Origin of the sequence: Brevundimonas sp. SORGH_AS_0993 (genome assembly GCF_030818545.1) — a bacterium.
In the GTDB taxonomy this organism is placed as follows: Bacteria; Pseudomonadota; Alphaproteobacteria; order Caulobacterales; family Caulobacteraceae; genus Brevundimonas.
Window position 1 is genome coordinate 953,684 of sequence record NZ_JAUTAH010000001.1, and the last position, 20,286, is coordinate 973,969.

The 20,286-nt window shown below is 68.7% G+C and carries 22 protein-coding genes; 8 read left to right on the plus strand and 14 right to left on the minus strand.

Translation table 11 applies throughout. From position 1 onward, the window contains the following. Position 1 precedes the first annotated feature (1 nt). The 7 genes from QE389_RS04715 to QE389_RS04745 all read right to left on the minus strand — a co-directional run bounded on the left by QE389_RS04715 (position 2) and on the right by QE389_RS04745 (position 6,457). The gene (locus QE389_RS04715) at positions 2-754 is read right to left on the minus strand and encodes an ATP12 family chaperone protein (RefSeq protein WP_307364939.1); all 753 of its coding nucleotides are present in this window, start codon (positions 752-754) and stop codon (positions 2-4) included. A 17-nt stretch (positions 755-771) separates the two neighbouring features. After that, positions 772-2,250, minus strand: a complete 1,479-nt coding sequence (locus QE389_RS04720) for a putative 2OG-Fe(II) oxygenase (RefSeq protein ID WP_307364941.1) — start codon at positions 2,248-2,250, stop codon at positions 772-774. Beyond that, positions 2,247-3,272 carry an RluA family pseudouridine synthase gene (locus QE389_RS04725; RefSeq protein ID WP_307364943.1) on the minus strand — a complete coding sequence of 342 codons (1,026 nt, stop codon included), beginning with the start codon at positions 3,270-3,272 and terminating at the stop codon, positions 2,247-2,249. The genes QE389_RS04720 and QE389_RS04725 overlap by 4 nt, the downstream gene beginning before the upstream one ends. After that, positions 3,269-3,664 carry a fluoride efflux transporter CrcB gene (crcB, locus tag QE389_RS04730; protein ID WP_307364945.1) on the minus strand — a complete coding sequence of 132 codons (396 nt, stop codon included), beginning with the start codon at positions 3,662-3,664 and terminating at the stop codon, positions 3,269-3,271. The genes QE389_RS04725 and crcB overlap by 4 nt, the downstream gene beginning before the upstream one ends. 39 nt (positions 3,665-3,703) lie before the next feature. Then, positions 3,704-4,192 (minus strand): hypothetical protein, encoded by a 489-nt coding sequence (locus QE389_RS04735; RefSeq protein ID WP_307364947.1) that lies wholly within the window; start codon positions 4,190-4,192, stop codon positions 3,704-3,706. Positions 4,193-4,386: 194 nt separating this feature from the next. Beyond that, positions 4,387-5,112: an RluA family pseudouridine synthase gene (locus QE389_RS04740; RefSeq protein WP_307364948.1), complete on the minus strand. Its 726-nt coding sequence runs from the start codon at positions 5,110-5,112 to the stop codon at positions 4,387-4,389. A 16-nt stretch (positions 5,113-5,128) separates the two neighbouring features. Continuing rightward, a complete protein-coding gene (locus tag QE389_RS04745) occupies positions 5,129-6,457 on the minus strand; it encodes a replication-associated recombination protein A (RefSeq protein WP_307364949.1) in 1,329 nt (442 codons plus the stop codon). Between the two features lie 75 nt (positions 6,458-6,532). Here QE389_RS04745 and QE389_RS04750 point away from each other — a divergent pair, with 75 nt between their 5' ends. Further along, entirely contained in the window at positions 6,533-6,955 is a 423-nt protein-coding gene (locus QE389_RS04750; RefSeq protein WP_307364951.1) for a VOC family protein, read from the plus strand. A gap of 10 nt (positions 6,956-6,965) precedes the next feature. Here the strand turns inward: QE389_RS04750 and QE389_RS04755 are convergent, their stop codons facing one another. From QE389_RS04755 to thiS, 4 genes are all read right to left on the minus strand, one after another. Continuing rightward, positions 6,966-8,366 (minus strand): Do family serine endopeptidase, encoded by a 1,401-nt coding sequence (locus tag QE389_RS04755; protein WP_307364953.1) that lies wholly within the window; start codon positions 8,364-8,366, stop codon positions 6,966-6,968. Positions 8,367-8,424: 58 nt separating this feature from the next. Further along, a complete protein-coding gene (locus tag QE389_RS04760; RefSeq protein ID WP_307364955.1) occupies positions 8,425-9,735 on the minus strand; it encodes a TCR/Tet family MFS transporter in 1,311 nt (436 codons plus the stop codon). A 65-nt stretch (positions 9,736-9,800) separates the two neighbouring features. Next, a complete protein-coding gene (locus tag QE389_RS04765) occupies positions 9,801-10,586 on the minus strand; it encodes a HisA/HisF-related TIM barrel protein (protein ID WP_307364957.1) in 786 nt (261 codons plus the stop codon). A gap of 372 nt (positions 10,587-10,958) precedes the next feature. Next, a complete protein-coding gene (gene thiS, locus QE389_RS04770; RefSeq protein ID WP_307364959.1) occupies positions 10,959-11,159 on the minus strand; it encodes a sulfur carrier protein ThiS in 201 nt (66 codons plus the stop codon). A 338-nt stretch (positions 11,160-11,497) separates the two neighbouring features. Between thiS and aroQ the strand changes: the two genes are divergently transcribed. The 5 genes from aroQ to lepB all read left to right on the plus strand — a co-directional run bounded on the left by aroQ (position 11,498) and on the right by lepB (position 15,390). Further along, positions 11,498-11,944, plus strand: coding sequence for a type II 3-dehydroquinate dehydratase (gene aroQ, locus QE389_RS04775; protein ID WP_307364961.1), 447 nt, complete (start codon positions 11,498-11,500; stop codon positions 11,942-11,944). A gap of 45 nt (positions 11,945-11,989) precedes the next feature. After that, complete coding sequence (gene accB, locus QE389_RS04780) at positions 11,990-12,475, plus strand: acetyl-CoA carboxylase biotin carboxyl carrier protein (protein WP_307364963.1); 486 nt, start codon at positions 11,990-11,992, stop codon at positions 12,473-12,475. A gap of 9 nt (positions 12,476-12,484) precedes the next feature. Further along, the gene (gene accC, locus QE389_RS04785; RefSeq protein ID WP_307364964.1) at positions 12,485-13,837 is read left to right on the plus strand and encodes an acetyl-CoA carboxylase biotin carboxylase subunit; all 1,353 of its coding nucleotides are present in this window, start codon (positions 12,485-12,487) and stop codon (positions 13,835-13,837) included. Further along, the gene (gene aat / locus QE389_RS04790; RefSeq protein ID WP_307364966.1) at positions 13,807-14,520 is read left to right on the plus strand and encodes a leucyl/phenylalanyl-tRNA--protein transferase; all 714 of its coding nucleotides are present in this window, start codon (positions 13,807-13,809) and stop codon (positions 14,518-14,520) included. The genes accC and aat overlap by 31 nt, the downstream gene beginning before the upstream one ends. Before the next feature lie 81 nt (positions 14,521-14,601). Continuing rightward, the gene (gene lepB, locus QE389_RS04795) at positions 14,602-15,390 is read left to right on the plus strand and encodes a signal peptidase I (RefSeq protein WP_307364968.1); all 789 of its coding nucleotides are present in this window, start codon (positions 14,602-14,604) and stop codon (positions 15,388-15,390) included. Here the strand turns inward: lepB and QE389_RS04800 are convergent. From QE389_RS04800 to QE389_RS04810, 3 genes are read right to left on the minus strand one after another with little or no spacing between them, the layout of a single operon-like run. Further along, positions 15,387-15,770 (minus strand): hypothetical protein, encoded by a 384-nt coding sequence (locus QE389_RS04800; protein ID WP_307364971.1) that lies wholly within the window; start codon positions 15,768-15,770, stop codon positions 15,387-15,389. The two genes, lepB and QE389_RS04800, sit on opposite strands and share 4 nt — an antisense overlap. 25 nt (positions 15,771-15,795) lie before the next feature. Continuing rightward, positions 15,796-16,461: a DUF2155 domain-containing protein gene (locus tag QE389_RS04805; RefSeq protein ID WP_307364973.1), complete on the minus strand. Its 666-nt coding sequence runs from the start codon at positions 16,459-16,461 to the stop codon at positions 15,796-15,798. Beyond that, positions 16,458-16,850 (minus strand): NADH:ubiquinone oxidoreductase subunit NDUFA12, encoded by a 393-nt coding sequence (locus QE389_RS04810; RefSeq protein WP_307364975.1) that lies wholly within the window; start codon positions 16,848-16,850, stop codon positions 16,458-16,460. Before QE389_RS04810 ends, QE389_RS04805 begins: the two co-directional genes overlap by 4 nt. Positions 16,851-17,052: 202 nt before the next feature. Between QE389_RS04810 and QE389_RS04815 the strand changes: the two genes are divergently transcribed. Both QE389_RS04815 and QE389_RS04820 read left to right on the plus strand, forming a co-directional pair. After that, positions 17,053-19,701 (plus strand): TSCPD domain-containing protein, encoded by a 2,649-nt coding sequence (locus QE389_RS04815; protein WP_307364977.1) that lies wholly within the window; start codon positions 17,053-17,055, stop codon positions 19,699-19,701. 56 nt (positions 19,702-19,757) lie between these two features. Further along, on the plus strand, positions 19,758-20,252 hold the full coding sequence (locus QE389_RS04820; RefSeq protein ID WP_307364979.1) for a pentapeptide repeat-containing protein: 495 nt from the start codon (positions 19,758-19,760) through the stop codon (positions 20,250-20,252). Positions 20,253-20,286: the final 34 nt, after the last annotated feature.

Genomic DNA, 20,286 nt, shown 5'->3' on the forward strand with positions numbered 1-20,286 from the left:
CCTAATCAAGCGCCCTGAACCACCGATCCAGCAGTTCTGCCTCGGCCCGACGCGCCTGGGTGCGCTCCTCGGCCTCGGCGTCCACGCCCCACTGATCCTCCTGGAACGCCTCGTCGATCCGCGACAGGTCGAACGCCTCGCCGCCGCCCAGCGCGCCGCGTTCGACCGCCAGCGCCAGCACCGCCGACCCCAGCAGCGGTACGGCCGTCGCCAGGCCGGTCAGGCGAAAGTCATCCAGCGTCAGGGCATGGGCCTTCACCCGGGCGATGGCTTCGGGCGACTGGGGCTGGTGAACGATGCCACGGGTCGGCGCCAGCGCCACCCCCATCTCGCGCGCGGCCCAGTCGCGCCACGGCCCCCATTCGCGGGCCTGCCGCTCGACCAGGGCGGTCGGATGCTCGGCCAGATAACAGACCACGTCCGACCCGGCATAGGCGGCGATCTCGTCGGCCACCGCCTCGCGCGCCCCGCCGATCCGGTCGATGGCGGTCGAGGCCAGCCGCGTCGCCGGCATGGTCGACGGATCGAGAAACTGCTCTTGCGCCGCCCACTCCTCCGCCGCCATCCGCGCCGCCGCCTCGGTCGGCAGCACCAGCGGCGCCTTGTCCGGCGTCTTCGGCGTCCGCCCATCCAGCAGCACGGCCCAGCCGCCGTCAGGGTGCGGACCGACCGCCGCCTCTTTCCAGAAACGGGCGATACGATCCGGCGAAAGCTCCACGAAACGCGGACGGTGCGAGGCGGGCTGGTCGGTCATGAAAACTCCGTCGAAGATCAATCCGGCACGACATCGAACGCCAGCGTCAGGCGCGACGCCTCGCCGCCGAACGGCTGTGTGCCGTGCCACATATAGGAGGGGAACAGCACCAGCGTCCCCGGCTGCGGCTGCACATGATGCTGGGCTTCAAGCTGAAGCAGGCCTGGCGACGCCCCGAACCGCAACCAGCCCTCGCGCCCTTGCCCCCTAACCGCGGCCGGCAATTCGATATGGCAGGCCGACGACAGCCAGCCATCAGAATGGATATGGTCGGCGTGAAATCCGTGGGGCCGCAGCCGCACGGACCAACTGCCCTTGATGCGGTATCGCCCTGTATTGCGCGCCCGCAGCGGATCGTCTCCCTGGCCCAGCGCCGTCATATAGGCGCGGATCGGAGCGTCGATGGCGATGAAGAAGGCGCGTATCGCCGGATCGTCACTCTGCGCCAGGGACGCCGTCGTCTGCGATCCGCCACGCAACGACTGACCCACCGGATGGGTGTTCAGCGTGTGCAACCCGTTCAGCGCCGCCGCCAGATCGACCAGATAGGCATCCAGCGTCGCCCACCCCGGCGGCGTCTCCAGCCGATAAGGCCGCACGAAGGCGTCGTAGTCGTAAAGCCGCTCATAACGCGAGTCGCCCAACATCCGCCACGCCGTCGCCTGATGCGCCAGGACGTGCTGATTCAAGGGCTCACGGGCTCTCAGCACCGTAATGGGGCCGAGCGCCTCCTCGGCCCGCCCGAGCGCCAGCAGACATTCCGCCTGCGTCACCATTACAGCCGGCACGCCCTGCCCCGCCAGAGTCGCCGCCCGGTTCGCATGATCCAACGCCCGTCGCGGGTCCAGCGTCAGACAGACCTGCGCCGCCGCCAACTCGCCCGGCCCATCCAGCGACCCGGTGGTCAAGGTGCGATACGCGTCGTCGGCGTCGCCCGCATATTCCAAGAGCCGCGCCTTGATCCGCCGCAGCCCCGAATCGCCCGGCGCCGCTGCGATGGCGGCGTCCAACGGCGCGCTGGCGGCCGCGATGTCGGCATCGCGCATCCAGATCAGCTGGGTCAGATCTCGCAGAACCTCGACATAACCGGGGCGACGGGACAGGGCCTGGCGGTAGGCCTCCTCGGCCGCCGCGAACCGGCTTTGGGACTGCAAGGCCCTGGCCAGCACCAGCCAGGTTTCCGGCGCGTCACCGCCGATGGCTATGGTCTCGCGGCAAACGGTCTCGGCGTCCACCGCTCGGCCCAAATCGCCCAAGGTGGAGGCCAGATTGTGCCGCGCCGGCACGCTCTGGGGCCGCACGGCCACCAAACGGCGCGATGTCGCCGCACTGTCTTCCAATCGCCCCGCCCGCTTCAACAGGTCGGCCTGGACCGACAGCGCTTGCCACGGCGCGTCCTGGCGCCCCGCGAGCGGGGTCAGCAGGGTCAAGGCGTCGTCCAGTCGCCCGGCGTTGGCAAGGCCCTTGGCTTGTTCGACCAAAGCGGCCGGATTCACCGCACCCTCTTCACGCCCAGGAAAGGATCGTCCTCGGCCTCGTCTTCGGTGAAGCCGAAGTGGGCGAAGCCGGCCTTCATTTCGGGGCTCAGGGGCGCCGTGACCTTCAGAACGCCGCCGCGCGGGTGATCCAGTTCGATGCTGCGGGCATGGAGCTGCAGCTTCAGCGGGCCGGACAGCTCCCTGGATTTCTCATCGCCGTATTTGGGATCGCCCAGGATCGGATGGCCGATCCCCGCCATATGGGCGCGAAGCTGGTGCGTCCGCCCGGTGAAGGGGCGCAGCGCCATCCACGCCGCCCGGTGCGAGGCGCGGCTGATGGTCGAAAACGCCGTCTCGGCCGGTTCGGCGCGCGGGTCCTTGCGCTCGGCCGGACGCATCATCTCGAAGTCGTTGATGCCCGTCTTCTTCAGCGGCATGTCGATCTGGCCCGAATAGGGTTTCGGGTTGCCGATCACGATGGCCCAATAGGTCTTCTTGGCCTGACGCCGCGCGAAGGCGCCCGCCAGCCGCTTGGCCGCCTCCGGCCCCTTGCCCAGCAGCAGGACGCCGGAGGTGTCGCGGTCCAGCCGGTGAACCAGACGCGGGCGATCCATTCCCTCGCCCCAGGCCGACAGCAGACGGTCCACGTGCCGACTGGTCTTGGTGCCGCCCTGCACCGCCAGACCGTGCGGCTTGTTCAGGGCGATGACCATGTCGTCCTCATAGAGGACCAGCGACTTGGCGAAGGCGATGTCCCGTTCCGACAGCACATGGGCGTCACCTGCCTGGCGCGAGGTGTCGTCGGGGATCGGGGGCACGCGCACGGCGGCCCCGGCGGTCAGGCGGCCTTCTGGCTTGATGCGGGCGCCGTCGACGCGGATCTGGCCGCTGCGGGCCATCTTCTGCACCTGGATGTTGGACAGGTGCGGCCAGCGCCTGCGGAACCAGCGATCCAGGCGGATGCCGTCCTCGTCCTCGGCGACATAAAGCGTCAGGACTTCGCGCTTGGGGGCGTCGGCTGCGGGCGGCTGGTCGGTCAAACGGAAACTCCCAGTGCGCGGCGGGCGATCATCAGGCCGACGAACAGGGCGCCGATGGCCAGGACCACCGAGCCGATCACATAGGCGGCCGCGAGGCCCAGCTGACGCCGCTCGATCATCTGCACGGCTTCCAGCGAATAGGACGAAAAGGTCGTAAAGCCCCCCAGTACGCCCACCGCCGCGAACAGGCGCACCATCTCCTGCTGGGCCCCGCCCCGAAACGCCAGCCAGCCCACCAGCAGGCCCATCAACAGGCCGCCGATCACATTGGCCGCAAAGGTGCCCACCGGCCACACGGCGTTGGGCTGAAGCCGGCCGGCCGCCAGCCCCAGGCCATAACGCGCCATCGACCCCAGGGCCCCGCCGGCGGCGACAAGAAGAAACCGTGTCATTCGCGGCCTTCTATACGCCGTTCGCGCCGAAAGCGACGGTCAGCGCGGAATGGAGGCCTGGACCGAACGCGCGTCATAGGCGTTGGGGCGATCCGGCTTGGCGCCACGGCCCATTACGATCTCCAGGGTGGTGGAGGTCGGCTCCGGCCCGCTGAAGTTCAGGCCCAGTCCGACACCGACGCCTGAGGCCGAATAGCCGCCGTAACGGCTGCTGCCGCCGCCGATGGAGACGCTGGGCCGCACCCCGCCGCCGCCGTCCAGACGCCCGTCGGTCCAGCTTTGCGTCACCTCGAACCAGTCATAGCCCTGGTCGGTCGTCAGGTCGGCGGCGCGGACCAGGGCCCAGTCGGCGACGCGCCCCGCCGGTCCGACGCCATTATAGGTCACGCGATAGCGGTTGGATTCGATCCGCTGCTCGGCATAGCCCTGCCCGCCCGGCCCTCGCTGGGCGCCGTAGGGAGCCAGGCTGGCGCAGGCCGTCAAGGCCAGGGCGGACAGGCCGGTCAGAACCAAGGCGAAACGCTTCATGCTAGATTTCCTTTCAACGACATAGCGCCGAATTCCGCGCGCCGTTCCCTCACAGGCCCAGCAGCGGGCCGTCCAGGGCCAGCACCGCCGGAACCGCCTGGATCACCAACAGCTTGCTGTTGACGGTCGCGCCCATCAAGACCTCTCCACATTTCAGGCGCGCACTCGATCACGGCCCGCCAAAGCCCGCAAGACTACAACCCAAGCGCCGCCCGCAGCGTGGCGAAATCCTCGGGCGGCGGGGCTTCGACTGTCACAGTCCCGCCCTCGGGATGCGGAAAGCTCAGTTTCACCGCGTGCAGCATCAGGCGCGGCGCGGCCCCGACCGGCGTGGTCAGGGCCCCGCCATAGCGCACATCGCCGATCAGCGGCCGACCCAGATGCGCCATATGCACCCGCAGTTGATGCATCCGCCCGGTCAGCGGCTCCAACTCCACCACCGCCCCGTGATCGCTGGAGGCTAGGGTGCGGTATCGGCTCTGCGAGCCTTGCGCGCCCGGCGCGTCGAAGGCCACGACCCGCATATAGGATTCGCGCCCGATCTCCTCGCGACGCAGGGGCGCGTCGACCGTGCCGGATCGCGGCTCGGGCGCCGCCGACAGCAGGGCCAGATAGGATTTCCTGAACCGCCGCATCTGCATCGCCTTGCCCAGAAAGCCCGCCGCCGGCTTGGTCTTGGCCGCCAGGATCACGCCCGAGGTATCGCGGTCCAGCCGATGCACCAGTTCCGGCCGCTTGCCGTTCGACCGCGCGAAGGCCCACAGCAGGTCGTCCAGCGTATGCGCCTTGATCCGCCCGCCCTGGCTGGACAGGCCGCTGGGCTTGGAGAAGGCGAGGATATGGGCGTCCTCCTGGATCACCCACGACCGGACGGCGGCGATCTCATCCTCGGACAGGGCGACGGGCTGGCGTTCGGACATCGGGCGCTTCTAGAGGTCAGTCGCCCGCCGCGTCCACAGGGCCGTCCGCCGCCATCCGCGCCCGCATCGCGGCCCAGCGTTCCAGCCGCGCCTTGACCTTCTCCTCATGCCCCTCGCCCTTTGGCTGGTAGAAGGTGCGGCGTTCCATCTCGTCGGGGAAGAAGTTCGCGCCTGAAAACCCTTCGGGCGTTTCCGGGTCGTACTGATAGCCCTTGCCGTAGCCCAGCTGTTTCATCAGCTTGGTCGGAGCGTTGCGGATATGGGCGGGCGGCATCAGCGAGCCGGTCTCATAGGCCGCCTTCTTGGCCGCCTTGAACGCCTCATAGACCCCGACCGACTTGGGCGCCGTCGCCAGATGCACCACCGCCTGCGCCAGCGCCAGTTCGCCCTCGGGGCTGCCCAGGAAGTCGTAAGTGTCCTTGGCCGCATTGGCGACCAGGATCGACAGGGGGTCCGCCTCGCCGATGTCCTCCACCGCCATCCGCACGATCCGCCGGGCCAGATACAGCGGATCTTCGCCCCCGTTCAGCATGCGCGCCAGCCAGTACAGCGCCGCGTCAGGGTCCGACCCCCGCACCGATTTATGCAGGGCGGATATGAGATTGTAGTGTTCTTCTCTACTCTTGTCGTAAGCGGGCGCCCGGCGCTGCAGCACGCCCGCCAGCCCCTGCACGTCCAGCCGCTCGTCCCCTGACAGGTCGAACAGCACCTCCGACATGGTCAGCAGATACCGCCCATCCCCGTCGGCCAGGGCCAGCATCGCCTGGCGCGCCTCGGGCGTCAGCGGCAGGGCCCTGTCCATATGAGCCTCGGCCCGGCTCAGCAGTTGATCCAGCGCCACGTCGTCCAGCCGCTTCAGCACATAGACCTGGCTGCGCGACAGCAGGGCGCCGTTCAGCTCGAAGCTGGGATTCTCGGTCGTGGCCCCGACCAGGGTGACGACCCCCGCTTCCACGAAGGGCAGAAATCCGTCCTGCTGGGCGCGGTTGAAGCGGTGGATTTCGTCTACGAACAACAGGGTCGACTGCCCCGCCGCCCGCCGCATCCGCGCCGCCTCGAACGCCTTTTTCAGGTCCGCGACGCCCGAGAAGACCGCGCTGATCGCCTGATATTCGTAGCCCGCGGCCTGGGCCAGCAGCCGCGCAATCGTGGTCTTGCCGGTGCCCGGCGGCCCCCACAGGATCATCGACCCCAGGCGCCCGGCCTCGATCATGCGCCGGATCGGCCCGCCTGGCCCCAGCAGATGATCCTGGCCCACGACCTCGTCCAGCGTGCGCGGGCGCAGGCGGTCGGCCAAAGGGGCGTCGGGGGGCAGAATGCCGGAAGCTTCGAAGAGGTCGGTCATGCGTGCGACCTATGTAGTCATTCGCCCGGCGCTTTTCACGCGCTAGTATAAGGACCCACCACGGAGACCGCCTTCATGACCACCGCCAATCCGAACCAAGGTCTGATAGCAGGTCTGACTCCCCATCTGACCATCCCGTCGCGCGGCGCCTCGGCGGCGGTGGACTTCTACATCATCGCCTTCGGGGCCGAGGTTCTGGATCGGCGTCCGGCCGACGACGGCGAGCGGCTGATCCACGCCCATCTGAAGATCAACGGCGCCAGCGTCATGCTGAACGACGAGTTTCCCGAATACAGCGGCGTTCAGGGCGTGCGCCCCGCCGGCGTGAGCCTGCATCTTCAGGTCGCCGACCCCGACGCCTGGTGGACCCGCGCCATGACCGTCGGCGGCGCCGAGCCGGTCATGGACATGGCCGACCAGTTCTGGGGCGACCGCTACGGCGTCCTGCGCGACCCCTTTGGCCACACCTGGTCCATCGGCGGGCCCAAGCCTGCCTGAATCCTTCGCCTTAGCGCAGAACGCCGGTGATCTGGCGGCCGCCGCGGTTGATCGTCACCTGCCAGGGGCCGCGGCTGGCGCTGGCGACCTCAAGATCGCGCACGCTGTTGATGCGTTGGCCATTGACCGCCACGACCAAGTCGTTCTGTCGGAAGACGCTGGCCGCATAGCCCCGGCCCGAGACACCCAGAACCACCACGCCCGTAGCGAAGGGATCGCCGCCCAGCCGGTCGGCCAAGGCCGGGCTCAGCGCCGCGACCGCCGCGCCCTGGAACGGCCCCTGCTGGATCACCGTCCCCTGTTTCGGATCGGCCTCGCCCGGCAGGGTCTGGACGCGCGCCGTCAGGGTCTGGGGCCGGCCATCGCGCAATATGGCGATCTGCACCTGATCGTTCGGATTGCGCGAGCCGACGCGATAGTTCAGCCCGCCCTGGTCGTTGATTTCCTGGCCGTCGACGGCGGTGATGACATCGCCTTGACGGAGGCCGGCGCGCGCGGCCGGACCATTGGCGTAGACATCAGTGACGACCAGCCCCTGCGGCCGGCTCAGGCCCAGGCTGCCGGCGATGTCGCCAGTCACAGTGTCGCCCTTCACCCCCAGCCAGGGGCGCACAACGGCGCGGGCGCCGCCCAGGGCCGAATCCACCACCCGCTTCACCATGGCCGCCGGCACCGCGAAGCCGACCCCGGCCGAGGAGCCGGAACGCGAGAAGATGGCCGTGTTGATGCCGATCAGGTCGCCGTCCATGTCCACCAACGCCCCGCCCGAGTTGCCGGGGTTGATGGCCGCGTCGGTCTGGATGAAGGAGCCGCTGTCGGAAATCCCCGTCTCTGTCCGGTTCAGGGCCGAGATGATGCCGTTCGTCACCGTTTGGCCCACGCCGAACGGATTGCCGATGGCCAAAACCAGATCGCCGACCTGCTGCTCTTCCTGATCGTCGATCGCCAGAACCGGCAGGCGGTCGGTCACGTTCTCCAGCCGCAGCACGGCGATGTCGCTGCGTTCGTCGGCCAGGATGACGGTGGCCGGAAACTCGCGCCGGTCGTTCAGCACCACCTTGATCTGCTGGGCGCCGTCGATGACGTGATTGTTCGTCACCACGATCCCGTCAGAGCGGACGATGACGCCCGACCCCACCGATTCGGCCACCCGCGCCTGGGGAATGCCGCCGCCGAAGAACTGGAAGAACGGGTCGGCCTGAACCCGCTGCACGCTGCGCGCCGAGATGTTGACCACGGCCGGGGCGGCCGCGCGCACCACGGGGGCGAAGCTGGACTTCATCCCCGCTGCGTCGGAGGGCGGACGGCGCGTCGGCTGGGCGAATTCGCCTTCCTGCGCCTTTGAGCTTTGGGGATTGCCGCAGGCCGACAGGGCCAGGACGGCGGCGAGCACGATCGATCGGGTCTTCATGGGCGTCCGAGACAGATGGCTACAAGCCACGCCATTCCGCACCCGTTTTCGGGCCGGATCAAGGCGCAGGCGGCTGTTGAACGGACAAGCTTTCCGCCCGTTCCGCCCGCCGTGCGGTGATCCAGCCGATCACCGCCGCCAGCAGCAGCACCAGGGCCGAGATATAGAAGCTGAGCCCCGACGAATGGACCACAGCGTCGATCAACCCCAGACCCTGTCGATCCAACCAGCCCGTCAGCGGCTCGAACCCGCCGCCGACCGACAGGGAGTAGACCCAGCCGAAGAACAGGGGCGAAGCGACCCCGGCGATGGAGGCGACGCTCATGGTCGCGCCCTGAAGCTGGCCCTGCTCGCTTTCGGACACCTGGCGCGTCATTAGGGATTGCAGCGTCGGCATGGCCAGGCCCCACAGCGCATTAGGCAGCATGGCCGCCACGAACGCCCAGCCCGTCGGAGCCCAGCCCATCAGGGCGATGCCGATCGTGCCGCCGACCAGCCCCAGCAGCATGGTCTTGCGGTCGCCCAGCGCCTTCGTGACCGGACCGACAACCAGGCCCTGCATCGTCATGTCCAGCACGCCGACCATGGCCAGCAGCAGCCCCACCTCGCGCGGCCCCCAGCCATAGCGATACTGGGCATACAGCACGAACACCGCCGAAAAGACGTGATGGGCGAAGTGCAGCAGGAAGGTCACGCCCGCCAGGCCGGTCAGTTCCGGATGACGCCCCAACAGCACCATGGCCCCGACCGGATTGGCCCGCCGCCAGCTGAACCGCATCCGTTTCTCGACCGCCAGGCTTTCGGGCAGGATGATCAGGCCGTACAGGAAGGCGAGGCCCGACATGACGGCGGAGGCCCAGAAGGGCGCGCGCGGGCCGACCTCGCCCAGAAACCCGCCGAGCACCGGCCCCAGAACGAACCCGCCCGAGAAGGCCGCCCCGATCAGCCCATAGGCTTTGGCTCGCCCCTCCGGCGGCGTCACGTCGGCCATATAGGCGTAGATGGTCGTGAAGCTGGACGAGGTGACGCCGGCCACGATCCGCCCCAGCGCCAGCCACCACAGGTTCGGCGCCAGGGCCATCAGCACATAGTCGATGGCCAATCCCGCACAGCTCAACAAGATGACCGGACGCCGCCCATACTGGTCCGACAGCGATCCGATGATCGGCGAGGCGACGAACTGCATCCCCGCCCACAGGGCGACGAACACGCCGTTGATGACGCCTGCCTGGGCGTTGGAGCCGACAAAGTCCTCGATCAACCGCGGCAGGACGGGAATGATGATCCCCATCGCCACGATGTCGAGCACCGCCGTCACGAAGATGAAGCCGATGGCCGCCTTGAGCCGTTTTTTCGGAATGATCGACATGGCCGCCCGACGCGAAGGAAACCGCGCCTTCTAACCTCGGATCGGGCTGTCGGACAGGTGTGTCGTCAAATCAGGCCGGCCAGGGGCGAGGACGGATCGGCGTACATCCGCCTGGGCATGCGTCCGGCCAGATAGGCGTCGCGTCCGGCGACGACGGCATGCTTCATGGCGCGGGCCATGCGGATCGGGTCCTTCGCCCCGGCGATGGCGGTGTTCATCAGCACGGCGTCGCAGCCCAGTTCCATCGCGCGCGTCGCGTCCGAGGCCGTGCCGACGCCCGCGTCCACCAGAACCGGCACCTTGGACTGCTCGACGATCAGGCGGACATTGACCTCGTTCTGGATGCCCAGGCCCGAGCCGATCGGGGCGGCGGCCGGCATGATGGCCGCGGCGCCAGCGTCCTCCAGACGCTTGGCCATCACCACGTCGTCGGTGCAATACACCATGACGTCGAACCCGTCCTTGATCAGCAGGTCCAGCGCTCGCAGCGTCTCGATCATGTCGGGATAGAGGTGGGCGGTGTTGGACAGCACCTCCAGCTTGACCAGGCTCCAGCCGCCGGCCTCGCGCGCCAGGCGCAAGGTCCGCACAGCATCCTCGCCGGTGAAACAGCCGGCTGTGTTGGGCAGGAAGGTGAACCGATCCGGCTTCACATAATCGACCAGCATCGGCTGGTTCGGGTCGGTCAGGTTCACGCGGCGCACCGCCACGGTCACGATCTCCGCGCCGGCGGCCTCGGCGGCGGCGGCGTTCTGGGCGTAGTCGGCGTATTTGCCGGTGCCCACGATCAGGCGCGAGGTGAAGGTGCGGCCCGCAACGGACCAAGTTTCAGCGGCGGCGTTATCGGTCATGGCCCTGACCTAAGCCTCCCGCCGCCGATGTCAAAGGTCGCATCGATCACGCCGCGTTGCGCCCCGCCGCAGATGGGCCAAATTAAGTAGACCAAGTTTATTCGGAGGCCACGCCTGGAAACGGTCAATGTCCACCAGCTTCTCGGGCTCAGGCTTTTCAGGTCGATGCGAGACGATTGCGTGCGATGTTGCTGGCCGCCCGATACGAAGACGTCGAGGTTTCAGGCGATCACGCTCTCGCCCTCGGGCGGCTCGAAGCGATCCACAGGGATCCGTTCGACCGGCTCCTGCTGGCTCAGGCTATGGTCGAAGAAGCGACGCTTCTGACCCCGGATCTTCTCGGCCGCTACCCCGGCCCATCCTCAAGGTTGATCACCCGCCCCCGACGAACTGGACCAGTTCGATGCGGTCTCCCTCCAGGACCGGCGTGGCGCCGTGAAGGGACTTGGGCACGATTTCCAGATTGCGCTCCACTGCCACCTTGCGCGGGTCCAGCGACACCTCTTCGACCAGGGCCAGGATGGTCTGCGCCTGAACCTGGCGCGGTTCGCCGTTCAACAGGATCTGAGGCATGAGGGGCTCCCGACGCTTGCGCCGCCGGGACATAGAGGCTGCGACGCCTGCGCGCCAGCCGTCAGCCGATCTCCAGCACGAAGGCGCCGATCGCGACCGCCAGGGCGGCGCAGGCGGCGATCGCCGCGCGAAGAAGCAGTTTGCCGTTCTGGACCATCGCGCCCTCCCTGGCCCCGTCCCTACGAGGGACGGATGCGGCGCACGTTGCGAAATCCGGGCCAGCCGCACCGGCCTGACCATGCCGCCGGGGAAACTTCCCCATTTGGACCGTTTGACCCGCGCCTCGCGTCCGCTAAAAGGCCCCTCTTGTGCTGCAGCCGCCGCCGATTCCGGAGATCATGGCCGAAACGCCCGCGATCCATGTGCTGAACGGTCCCAACCTGAACCTGCTCGGGGTTCGGGAGCCGCACATCTATGGCCGTGAGACCCTGGCGGACATTGAGGCGCGCTGCGTGGCCGTGGCCGACGGCGCCAAGGTGACGTTTCGCCAGACCAACCACGAGGGTGTGCTGATCGACTGGATTCAGGAGGCGCGTGAAAACGCCGACGCCCTGATCCTGAACCCCGCCGCCTACGGCCACACCTCGGTGGCCCTGCACGACGCGCTGAAGACGCTGACGATTCCGGTGATCGAGCTGCATCTGTCCAATCCGGCGGCGCGCGAGGCGTTTCGCCATCACTCCTATGTGTCGTCCGCGGCGACCGGCGTCATCGCCGGTTTCGGCGCGCACGGCTATGAATTGGCCGTCCAGGCCGCCCTCCACCGCATTCGGGAACGCGGCTGATCGCCGCCCCCGTTTCTTCACAGACGAAAGACAAGGCGCATTCCAATGGCCGATGACAAGAAACACGCCGAGATCGACGCCGCCCTGGTTCGCCAGCTGGCCGAAATCCTGAACGAGACCGACCTGACCGAGGTCGAGGTCGAACGCGGCGAACTTCGCATCCGCGTCGCCCGCGAAATCACCGTCAACGCCGCCCCGGTCCAGTACGCCGCCGCGCCGGCGCCTGTGGCCGCCGCGGCGCCCGCGACTGCGGCCGCCATGCCAAGCGATCCGGCCACCATCGTCGCCCGCGCCGGCGAAGAGGTGAAGTCGCCGATGGTCGGCACCGCCTATCTGCAGCCTTCGCCCGAGGCCGCGCCGTTCGTCCAGCCGGGAGACAAGGTCAAGAAGGGCCAGACCCTGCTGATCGTCGAAGCCATGAAGACCATGAACCCGATCCAGGCGCCGCGCGACGGCGTGGTGGCCGACATCCTGGTCGGCGACGCCCAGCCGGTCGAATTCGGCGAACCGCTCGTCCTGCTGGAAGCCTAAGGCGCCCTGATGTTCACCAAGGTCCTGATCGCCAACCGGGGCGAGATCGCGCTGCGGGTCCACCGGGCCTGCAAGGAGATGGGCATCTCCACCGTCGCCGTGCACTCCGAAGCCGACCGCGGCGCCATGTGGGTGCGGCTGGCGGACGAGAGCGTCTGCATCGGCCCCGCCTCGGCCGCCAAGTCGTATCTGAACATCCCGTCGATCATCGCGGCCGCCGAGATCACCGGCGCCCAGGCGATCCACCCCGGCTATGGCTTCCTGTCCGAGAACGCCCGCTTCGCCGAGATCGTCGAGGCCCACGGCATGACCTTCATCGGTCCCAAGCCCGAGCATATCCGGGTCATGGGTGACAAGATCAGCGCCAAACAGACGGTGAAGGACGCAGGGATTCCCGTCGTTCCCGGTTCGGACGGCGAGGTCGAGACCGTCGAGGCCGCCATCGAGGCGTCCAGGTCCATCGGCTTTCCCCTGATCGTCAAGGCGGCGGCGGGCGGCGGCGGGCGCGGCATGAAGGTCGCCCTGACGCCTGACGATCTGGTCGAGGCGGTCCAGACCGCCCAGTCGGAGGCCAAGGCCGCCTTCGGCAACGGCGCCGTCTATATGGAGCGCTATCTCCAGAAGCCGCGCCACATCGAAATTCAGGTCATCGCCGACAGCCACGGCAATGTCGTCCACCTGGGCGAACGCGACTGCTCGCTGCAACGCCGTCACCAGAAGGTGCTGGAAGAGGCCCCCTCGCCCGCCCTGTCGGCCGAGGGTCGCAAGAAGATCGGCGAGACGGTCAACAAGGCCATCGCCGCCATCGGCTATCTGGGCGTCGGCACCATCGAGTTCCTGTGGGAGGACGGCGAGTTCTTCTTCATCGAGATGAACACCCGCCTGCAGGTCGAACACCCGGTCACGGAAATGATCACGGGCGTCGATCTGGTGCGCGAGCAGGTGCGAATCGCCGCCGGCCTGCCGCTGTCGTTCACCCAGGACGACATCGAGTTCAAGGGCCACGCCATCGAGGTGCGTATCAACGCCGAGAACCCGGAGACCTTCACCCCCTCGCCGGGCAAGATCACCGACTTCCACGCGCCGGGCGGCCTGGGCGTGCGTCTGGATAGCGCCATCTACGCCGGCTATTCGATCCCGCCCTATTACGACAGCCTGATCGGCAAGCTGATCGTCCACGGCCGCGACCGCGAAGAGGCCATCGCGCGCCTGAAGCGGTCGTTGAACGAGGTCGTCATCGGCGGCGTCGACACCACCATCCCGCTGTTCCAGAAACTGCTGGCCGAGCCGGACATCCTGTCGGGCGACTACGACATCCACTGGCTGGAGAAATGGGCGGCCCGTCAGAAGGGCGAGAGCTGACCGACCCCGATTTCAGCGCCAGCGGGCCGTTCGGCGGTTTCGGCCCCGAGGACCTGCTGGCCTGTTACGCCCGGGGCGTGTTTCCGATGGCCGAGGCGCGCGACGATCCGCGCGTCTTCATCATCGAACCGGACCAGCGCGGCGTCATTCCGCTGGACGCCTTCCACATCCCCAGCCGCCTGCGTCGCACCGTGCGGAGCGAGCCCTTCGACATCCGCGTCGACACCGCCTTCGAGGCGGTGCTGGACGGCTGCGCGGCGGCGCAAGGGAAGGACCGCCAGGATACCTGGATCAACGCTCCGATCCGCCGTCTGTACGCAGCCCTGTTCGCCATGGGCCATGTCCATTCCATCGAATGCTGGCGGGACGAGCGGCTGGTCGGCGGCCTGTACGGCGTGTCGCTGGGTGGCGCCTTCTTCGGCGAGAGCATGTTCAGCCGTGTGCGCGACGCCTCCAAGGTCGCCCTTGTCCATCTGGTCGCGCGATTGAGACGGGGCGGCTGGACCCTGCTGGACGCCCAGTTCCTGACCGAACACCTCAGCCAGTTCGGGGCGGTCGAAACGCCTCAGGCGGTCTATCTGCGCCGACTGAAACCGGCGCTCGGCGTCCAGCCGAACCTTGCGGCCCTGACCGCACCCCTGACCGGCGCAGAGGCGGTCGAACTGGCCTTGGCGCCCGCCTGAGCGTCTGTCCGGACACGATTGGCGGCCCGTCCGGACAGGGTTCCGCTGGCGTTTCGCCGCCTCGGGCCGGCATTGCGGCGCATGACCCAAGCTCCAGCCCAAGCCCCCGCCCGACCGCAAGTCCAATCTTCGACGCGCCCGTCCCTGTGGCGTGACATCGTGGAGAACGCCGTCACCCTGGCCGTCGCCCTGATCGTCGCCGTCCTGCTGCGGATCGTCCTGGTCCAGCCCTTCACCATCCCCTCCTCTTCCATGGAGCCGGGGCTGATCACCGGCGACTACATCGTGGTGTCGCAATTCGCCTATGGCTGGAGCCCCGCCTCCCTGCCGCTGAACACCCGTATGTCGAAGCGTCGGCTGTTCGGCCATGGGCCGGCGCGGGGCGACGTCGTAGTCTTCCGCCGGCCCCACGACCCCGCCCAGGTCTGGATCAAGCGCGTCATCGGCCTGCCGGGCGATACGGTTCAGGTTCGCCGGGGCGTGGTCTATGTCAATGGACAACCCATCCTCCACACGCCCCTGCGCCTCACCCATGACAAGGACGCGCCGCAACGGCCGGTGCTGGAAACAAGAGAAACCCTGGCCGACGGCCCCGCCTATCTGACCTATGACGGGGGCGAAGGGCTGCCCGGCGACGACACCCCGGTCTATCGAGTACCGCAGGGCCAGTATTTCATGATGGGCGACAACCGCGACAACTCGTTGGACAGCCGCTGGCCTGCGGACCTGGGCGTCGGCTTCCTGCCGGCCGGGAACATCATCGGTCGCGCCGAATGGATTCTGCTGTCGTGGAATCCCGGCGCCAGCCTGTTCAAGCCCTGGACCTGGCTGGACCTGCGCCCGGACAGATTCCTGGTCCGTATCCGTTAGCGGGCCAGATATTCGTCGCGGCTCAGAACGCCGTCGTGGTTGCGGTCCAGACGCGCGAACCGTTCGGCGTCCGCCCCCTTGGACTGGTACGACGAGTGGACCAGAGACGACTGGGCCAAAGACGACTGGGCCAGAGACGGCGCGGCCACCGCCCCCAGTGCCAGCCCCGCCCCGGCGGCGGCGATCAGGGCGCGCCAGCCGCTGAGGGTCTTCGTCGGCCTGCGCGCGGCGCCGTCCAGTTCGGCCTCGATGAATTGACGGATGGCGTCGCTGGCCGTCCGACCTTCGGCCCGGCATCGCGCCATGAAGGCGGTCTTGATCGGATGCGACAGCCGAATCTCGACCGTCTCGCTCTTTTTCGGGGCTCGTGGACGTCTCATCGCGGCATCCTTCGGCGCGCGCCGGTCAGTTCTTACAACCGACCACCCAAGCGTCGTAGTTGGGGTTCTGAAGGCCGCTGACGGCCGGGGAAGAGGCGAACATCCAGCCGCGGAAAATCTGGCGCGGATCGGCCGGGCCGTTCACCCGCGACGACTGCAGGGTGACATCGACATAGGCGATGGCGTCTTCCGTCAATTCGTCGGGCGTCGACACCTCGCAGGCCCGAACGGCGAAGATCAGATTGCGGTTGAAGCGCACCGGGCGTCCGCCCACCTCGACCTCGAACTTCATCGTCTCGGCCGTCGTCTTGTCGATGGCCTGGATGATCGCGAACTTGCGGCGTTGGCGGCGGGCGGGCGTCGCCGGCTGGTCGATGGCCTTTTCGACCACTGGGGTTTCGGCCTTGAGCTCCGCGTCGGCCTTTTCCTCGACCGCCTCGTCCTCGGCGATCACCACGGTCGGCGGCGGGGTGACGGCGACGGGGCTTCTGGGCGCTGGCCCGCCGGCCGGCGGGCTTTCCGTCGGCGCCTCGGAGGCGGTGGTCTTCTTGGTCCGCAGAATGTCGCCGATCGGATCCTGTACCGGGCGGGCGTCTCTTGGCGCGTCCTGAAGCACGCTGGCGGTCACGGCCCCGGCGCTAAGCACGCCCAGCACCGCCGCCACGCCCATCAGCAGGCGCGCGCGTCTCACTCGGGCGTCCAGGCCTGATAATCGCCGGTGGCGGCGGGGCGCTTCGCCTCTGCGGCCAGGGAGCCTTGCGGCCTCCACGCCATCGGCGTTCCGGTGAAGTTGGGCAGGTGGTCCTTCTCCCACGCCCGGCGCGGCAGGGGCGCCTCCGTCGGCGGCTGGTCGAAGGTGTAGCGCAGCCAGCCGTGCCAATCCGGCGGCACCTTGGAGGCGTCGGCGTAACCTTCGTAGATCACCCAGCGGCGACGGCGGCCGTCATAGCTCGTGTTGTCGCGGGATTCGTAATATTTGTTGCCGAACTGATCGGTCCCGACATAGCGGCCACGCTTGGCGATCGTGAAGAGGGTGCCGATCGTGGCCCCGTTCCACCAAGCGAAAATCTTGTTCAGCACGTCTTCACCCACACGAAATCCGCCGCGAGGGGAGGCTCGCCGGCTGCGCGCGATCATAGAAACCCGCAGCGCCTTCGTCCAGCACCGAGGCGATGAGGTCAAAATCGATATCTTGTGGGAAACCCGGCTCCGCCCCACCATATCTATTGGATCACGCTCCGCCTGGCCCTAGGCTCGTCCCAAACCTCGGGGAGACGCCGCCATGCGCTTTCAATCCGGCTTCGCCGCCCTTGCGGATCGAGTCGCGATGGAGCTGCGCGCCGTCGAACGCGCGGCGACGGTGCAGACGGTCCTGGCGCCCGCCGGCTGGTCCGACGCCCAGATCGAGGCCTGGCTGGACTGGCTGGAAGCCGAGGGCGCCGACGCCGATCCGACCGGCGACTGGCTGGACGGCGGCCCCGACGCCTGGTGCGCGGCTCTGGCGGCGCGCGGGCTGGTCTTGGGCGTCTTGGCCGACCGCGCCGAGGCGGATCGCTTTTGCGCCGAACTGGCGGCCACCTTCAAACTGGGTCTGGCGGCGCCGGTCGGCGCACCCGCGCCGACCCTCGACATCGTCGATCTGACCGATCCGACCGCCGCCGCCCGTCTGCAGGCCCGGCGCGGAGACGAGTTCGCCGCGCGTCTGGGCGCCCAGGCGGCCCAGGCCCTGGCCGAGGCCCTGTCGGCCGTCGCCGATGCGGTGGATCGGTGCGAGGGGCCGCGCGGCGACTGCGGCGACCCGGCGCGCAACCCGGCCCTGGGGCGCGTTGCGGCGACGGCTCGGCGCTGCGGCGCTTCGGACGCCGACATTCTGCGCGCCATCGACGGCGAGCGGCCGACCCTGTCGCCCCAGCCCGTGGTCGACTTGCCGCCCCTGGTCGCCCTGGCCGACCGCACCCAGATCGCGGCCGGCGCGCCCGAAACCCTGACGGCGGCCGAGGCGGCGCTGGACGGCGGCCTGATCCTGACCTTCAGCCGGCGCGACGCCGAGACGGCCGCCGTCCCTGCGCCGGCCGGTGTCGTCCTGAACCTCGCCGCCGCCCTTGCGCTGGACGCCGACACCCTTCCCCCTCTGCTCCCCCTGGCCGCCTTGGCCCGCCTTTGGACCTTCGCCCTGGACCTGGTCTCGGACAAGGCCGCGCCCATCGCCCTGGGGCTGGAGGGTCTGCTGGAGGCCGTCGTCCCGGCCGGCGGCGACCTTGCCGCGCGGGCGCAAGCCCTGGCAGGCGTGGTTGCGGCCTCTACCGCCCAAGCCTCCGTGGAACTGGCCGCCCTGCGCGGCCCCTGCCCCGATTGGGACGATCACAAGGCCGCGACGGCGGACGCCGCCCGGTCGCGGCTCGCCGGCCTCAAGGCCAATCCAGACCCGCTGGCCGCCGTCGCCGCCAAGCTGTTTCCCAAGCCCTCCGCCCAACGTCGACACGCGACGATCGGCCTGTTCGTGGACGACGTCGAGGCGCGACTGCGCCTGGGGCTGGGGCAGCCCTCTCTCATAGACCTGTTCCAGACGGCGGACGGCGAGATCGGCCGCCGCCTGAATCCCCCCCTGGCCGCCGCCCTGAAATCCGCCGGCGGCGATGTGGCAGCGGCCGAGCGTCACCTGTTCGGCCGTCGCACTCTGGTCGAAGCGCCGGGTCTGGACCATGCGGGGCTGCGCGTCCTGGGCTTCACAGACATCGAACTGGCCGCCGTCGAAACCGCCTTGTCCGCCGCCGACAGTTTCGACGCCGTCTTCACCGCCCCGGTGCTGGACTCCGGCTTCATCCGCGACGTCTTGGGCATCGAGGACGGAGACGGCCCGCTTCTGACGCTGTTGGGCGTATCGGAAGAGGCCGAGGCTCTGGCCGCGCGCTGGGTCTTCGGCCATGGCGACCTCTCAAGCTGGGCGGGCGCGCCCGCCGCCCCGTCGGACTTTCTCGCCGACCTCCTGGCCGATCCGTCCCGGACAACGGCGACCCTGCGCGCCGCTGTCGAGCCGTTCAGCGACGTCCCCGATCCGACCGTCCAGGCGATGGACTGGCGCGCCGGGCCGACCCAGGCCGCGCGCCTGCTCGGCCAGGCGGCTCTGGACGGGCGCCGCGCCATCCGACTGGCGCGCGCCGCCCCGCCGGCGACGCCGCTCCTGGACCTGCCGTCCGCCGAAGCCCCTGCCCGCGTCGAGTCCGCCCGCCCCTCGCCCGCCCCGCCGCAGGAGCGCGTGGTCGAACGGGTCGTCGAACGCGCCCCCGCCCGCCGCAAGCTGCCCGACCGCCGCAAGGGCTATATCCAGAAGGCCGCCGTCGGGGGTCACAAGGTCTATATTCACACCGGCGAGTACGAAGACGGCGAACTGGGCGAGATATTCATCGACATGCACAAGGAAGGCGCCGCCTTCCGCAGCCTGATGAACAACTTCGCCATCGCCATCTCCATCGGCCTGCAATACGGCGTGCCGCTGGACGAGTTCGTGGACGCCTTCGTCTTCACCCGGTTCGAGCCGGCGGGCCGCGTCACCGGCAATGACTCCATTCGCTCGGCCACCTCGATCCTGGACTATATCTTCCGCGAGCTGGGTGTTTCCTATCTGGACCGGCACGAACTGGCCAACGCCGCGCCCGAGACGGGCGCCGACGGCCTGGACGAAAAGCCGGAAGGCGAGGCCGTTCCCGCCGCCCGCTTCATCTCCAAAGGTTTCGCTCGCGGCTCGGCGCCCGACAATCTGGTCGTCCTGCCCTTCGGCAAGAAGGCCGAGCCCGAGGCCCGGCCCGTCGCCGCGACCGAGGCCGTCGCCTGCCCGGCCTGCGGCGATTTCAGCCTGCAGCGACGCGGCGGAACCTGGGTCTGCGACACCTGCGGCGCCGCGCCGGCCCTGCAGGGCGGCGATCAGGTTTAAATTAAGGGATGTGGCCTAGGGCTTGCTTGAGACGATCGAACGTCGGAGCCCGGTCCATGAAACGCACAATCCGCCTCGGCCTGGCCGCAGCCGCCGTCCTGGCCTTCGCCGCGCCCGCCTGGGCTCAGAACGCGGGCCAGATCGCCAGCGTCCGTCGCGGCGCCTCCTGCAGCGGCTGCAACCTGTTCCAGGCTGACTTCTCCGGTCTTGACGCGCGCGGGCTGAACCTTTCACGCTCACGCCTGCGCCAGGCGGACCTCAGCCTCAGCATCATGAACCGCACCCGCTTCAACGGGGCCGATCTGCGCGATGTCGAGGCCTATGGCGGCGTCTTCTCGGGCTCCAGCTTCGCCGGCACCAACCTGACCAACGCCAGTTTCGTGGGCGCCTATCTGGAAGGGGCCAACTTCTCGGGCGCGACCCTGTCTGGAACCAATCTGTCCGGCGCACAACTGGCCCGCGCCACGGGCCTGACCCAGAGCCAGCTGAACCGGGCCTGCGGCGACGCCTCCACGATTCTGCCGGGTTCCCTGCGCATTCGCGCCTGCTGAGGAACACGCCGATTGCCGCGATTTAACGAAGTTA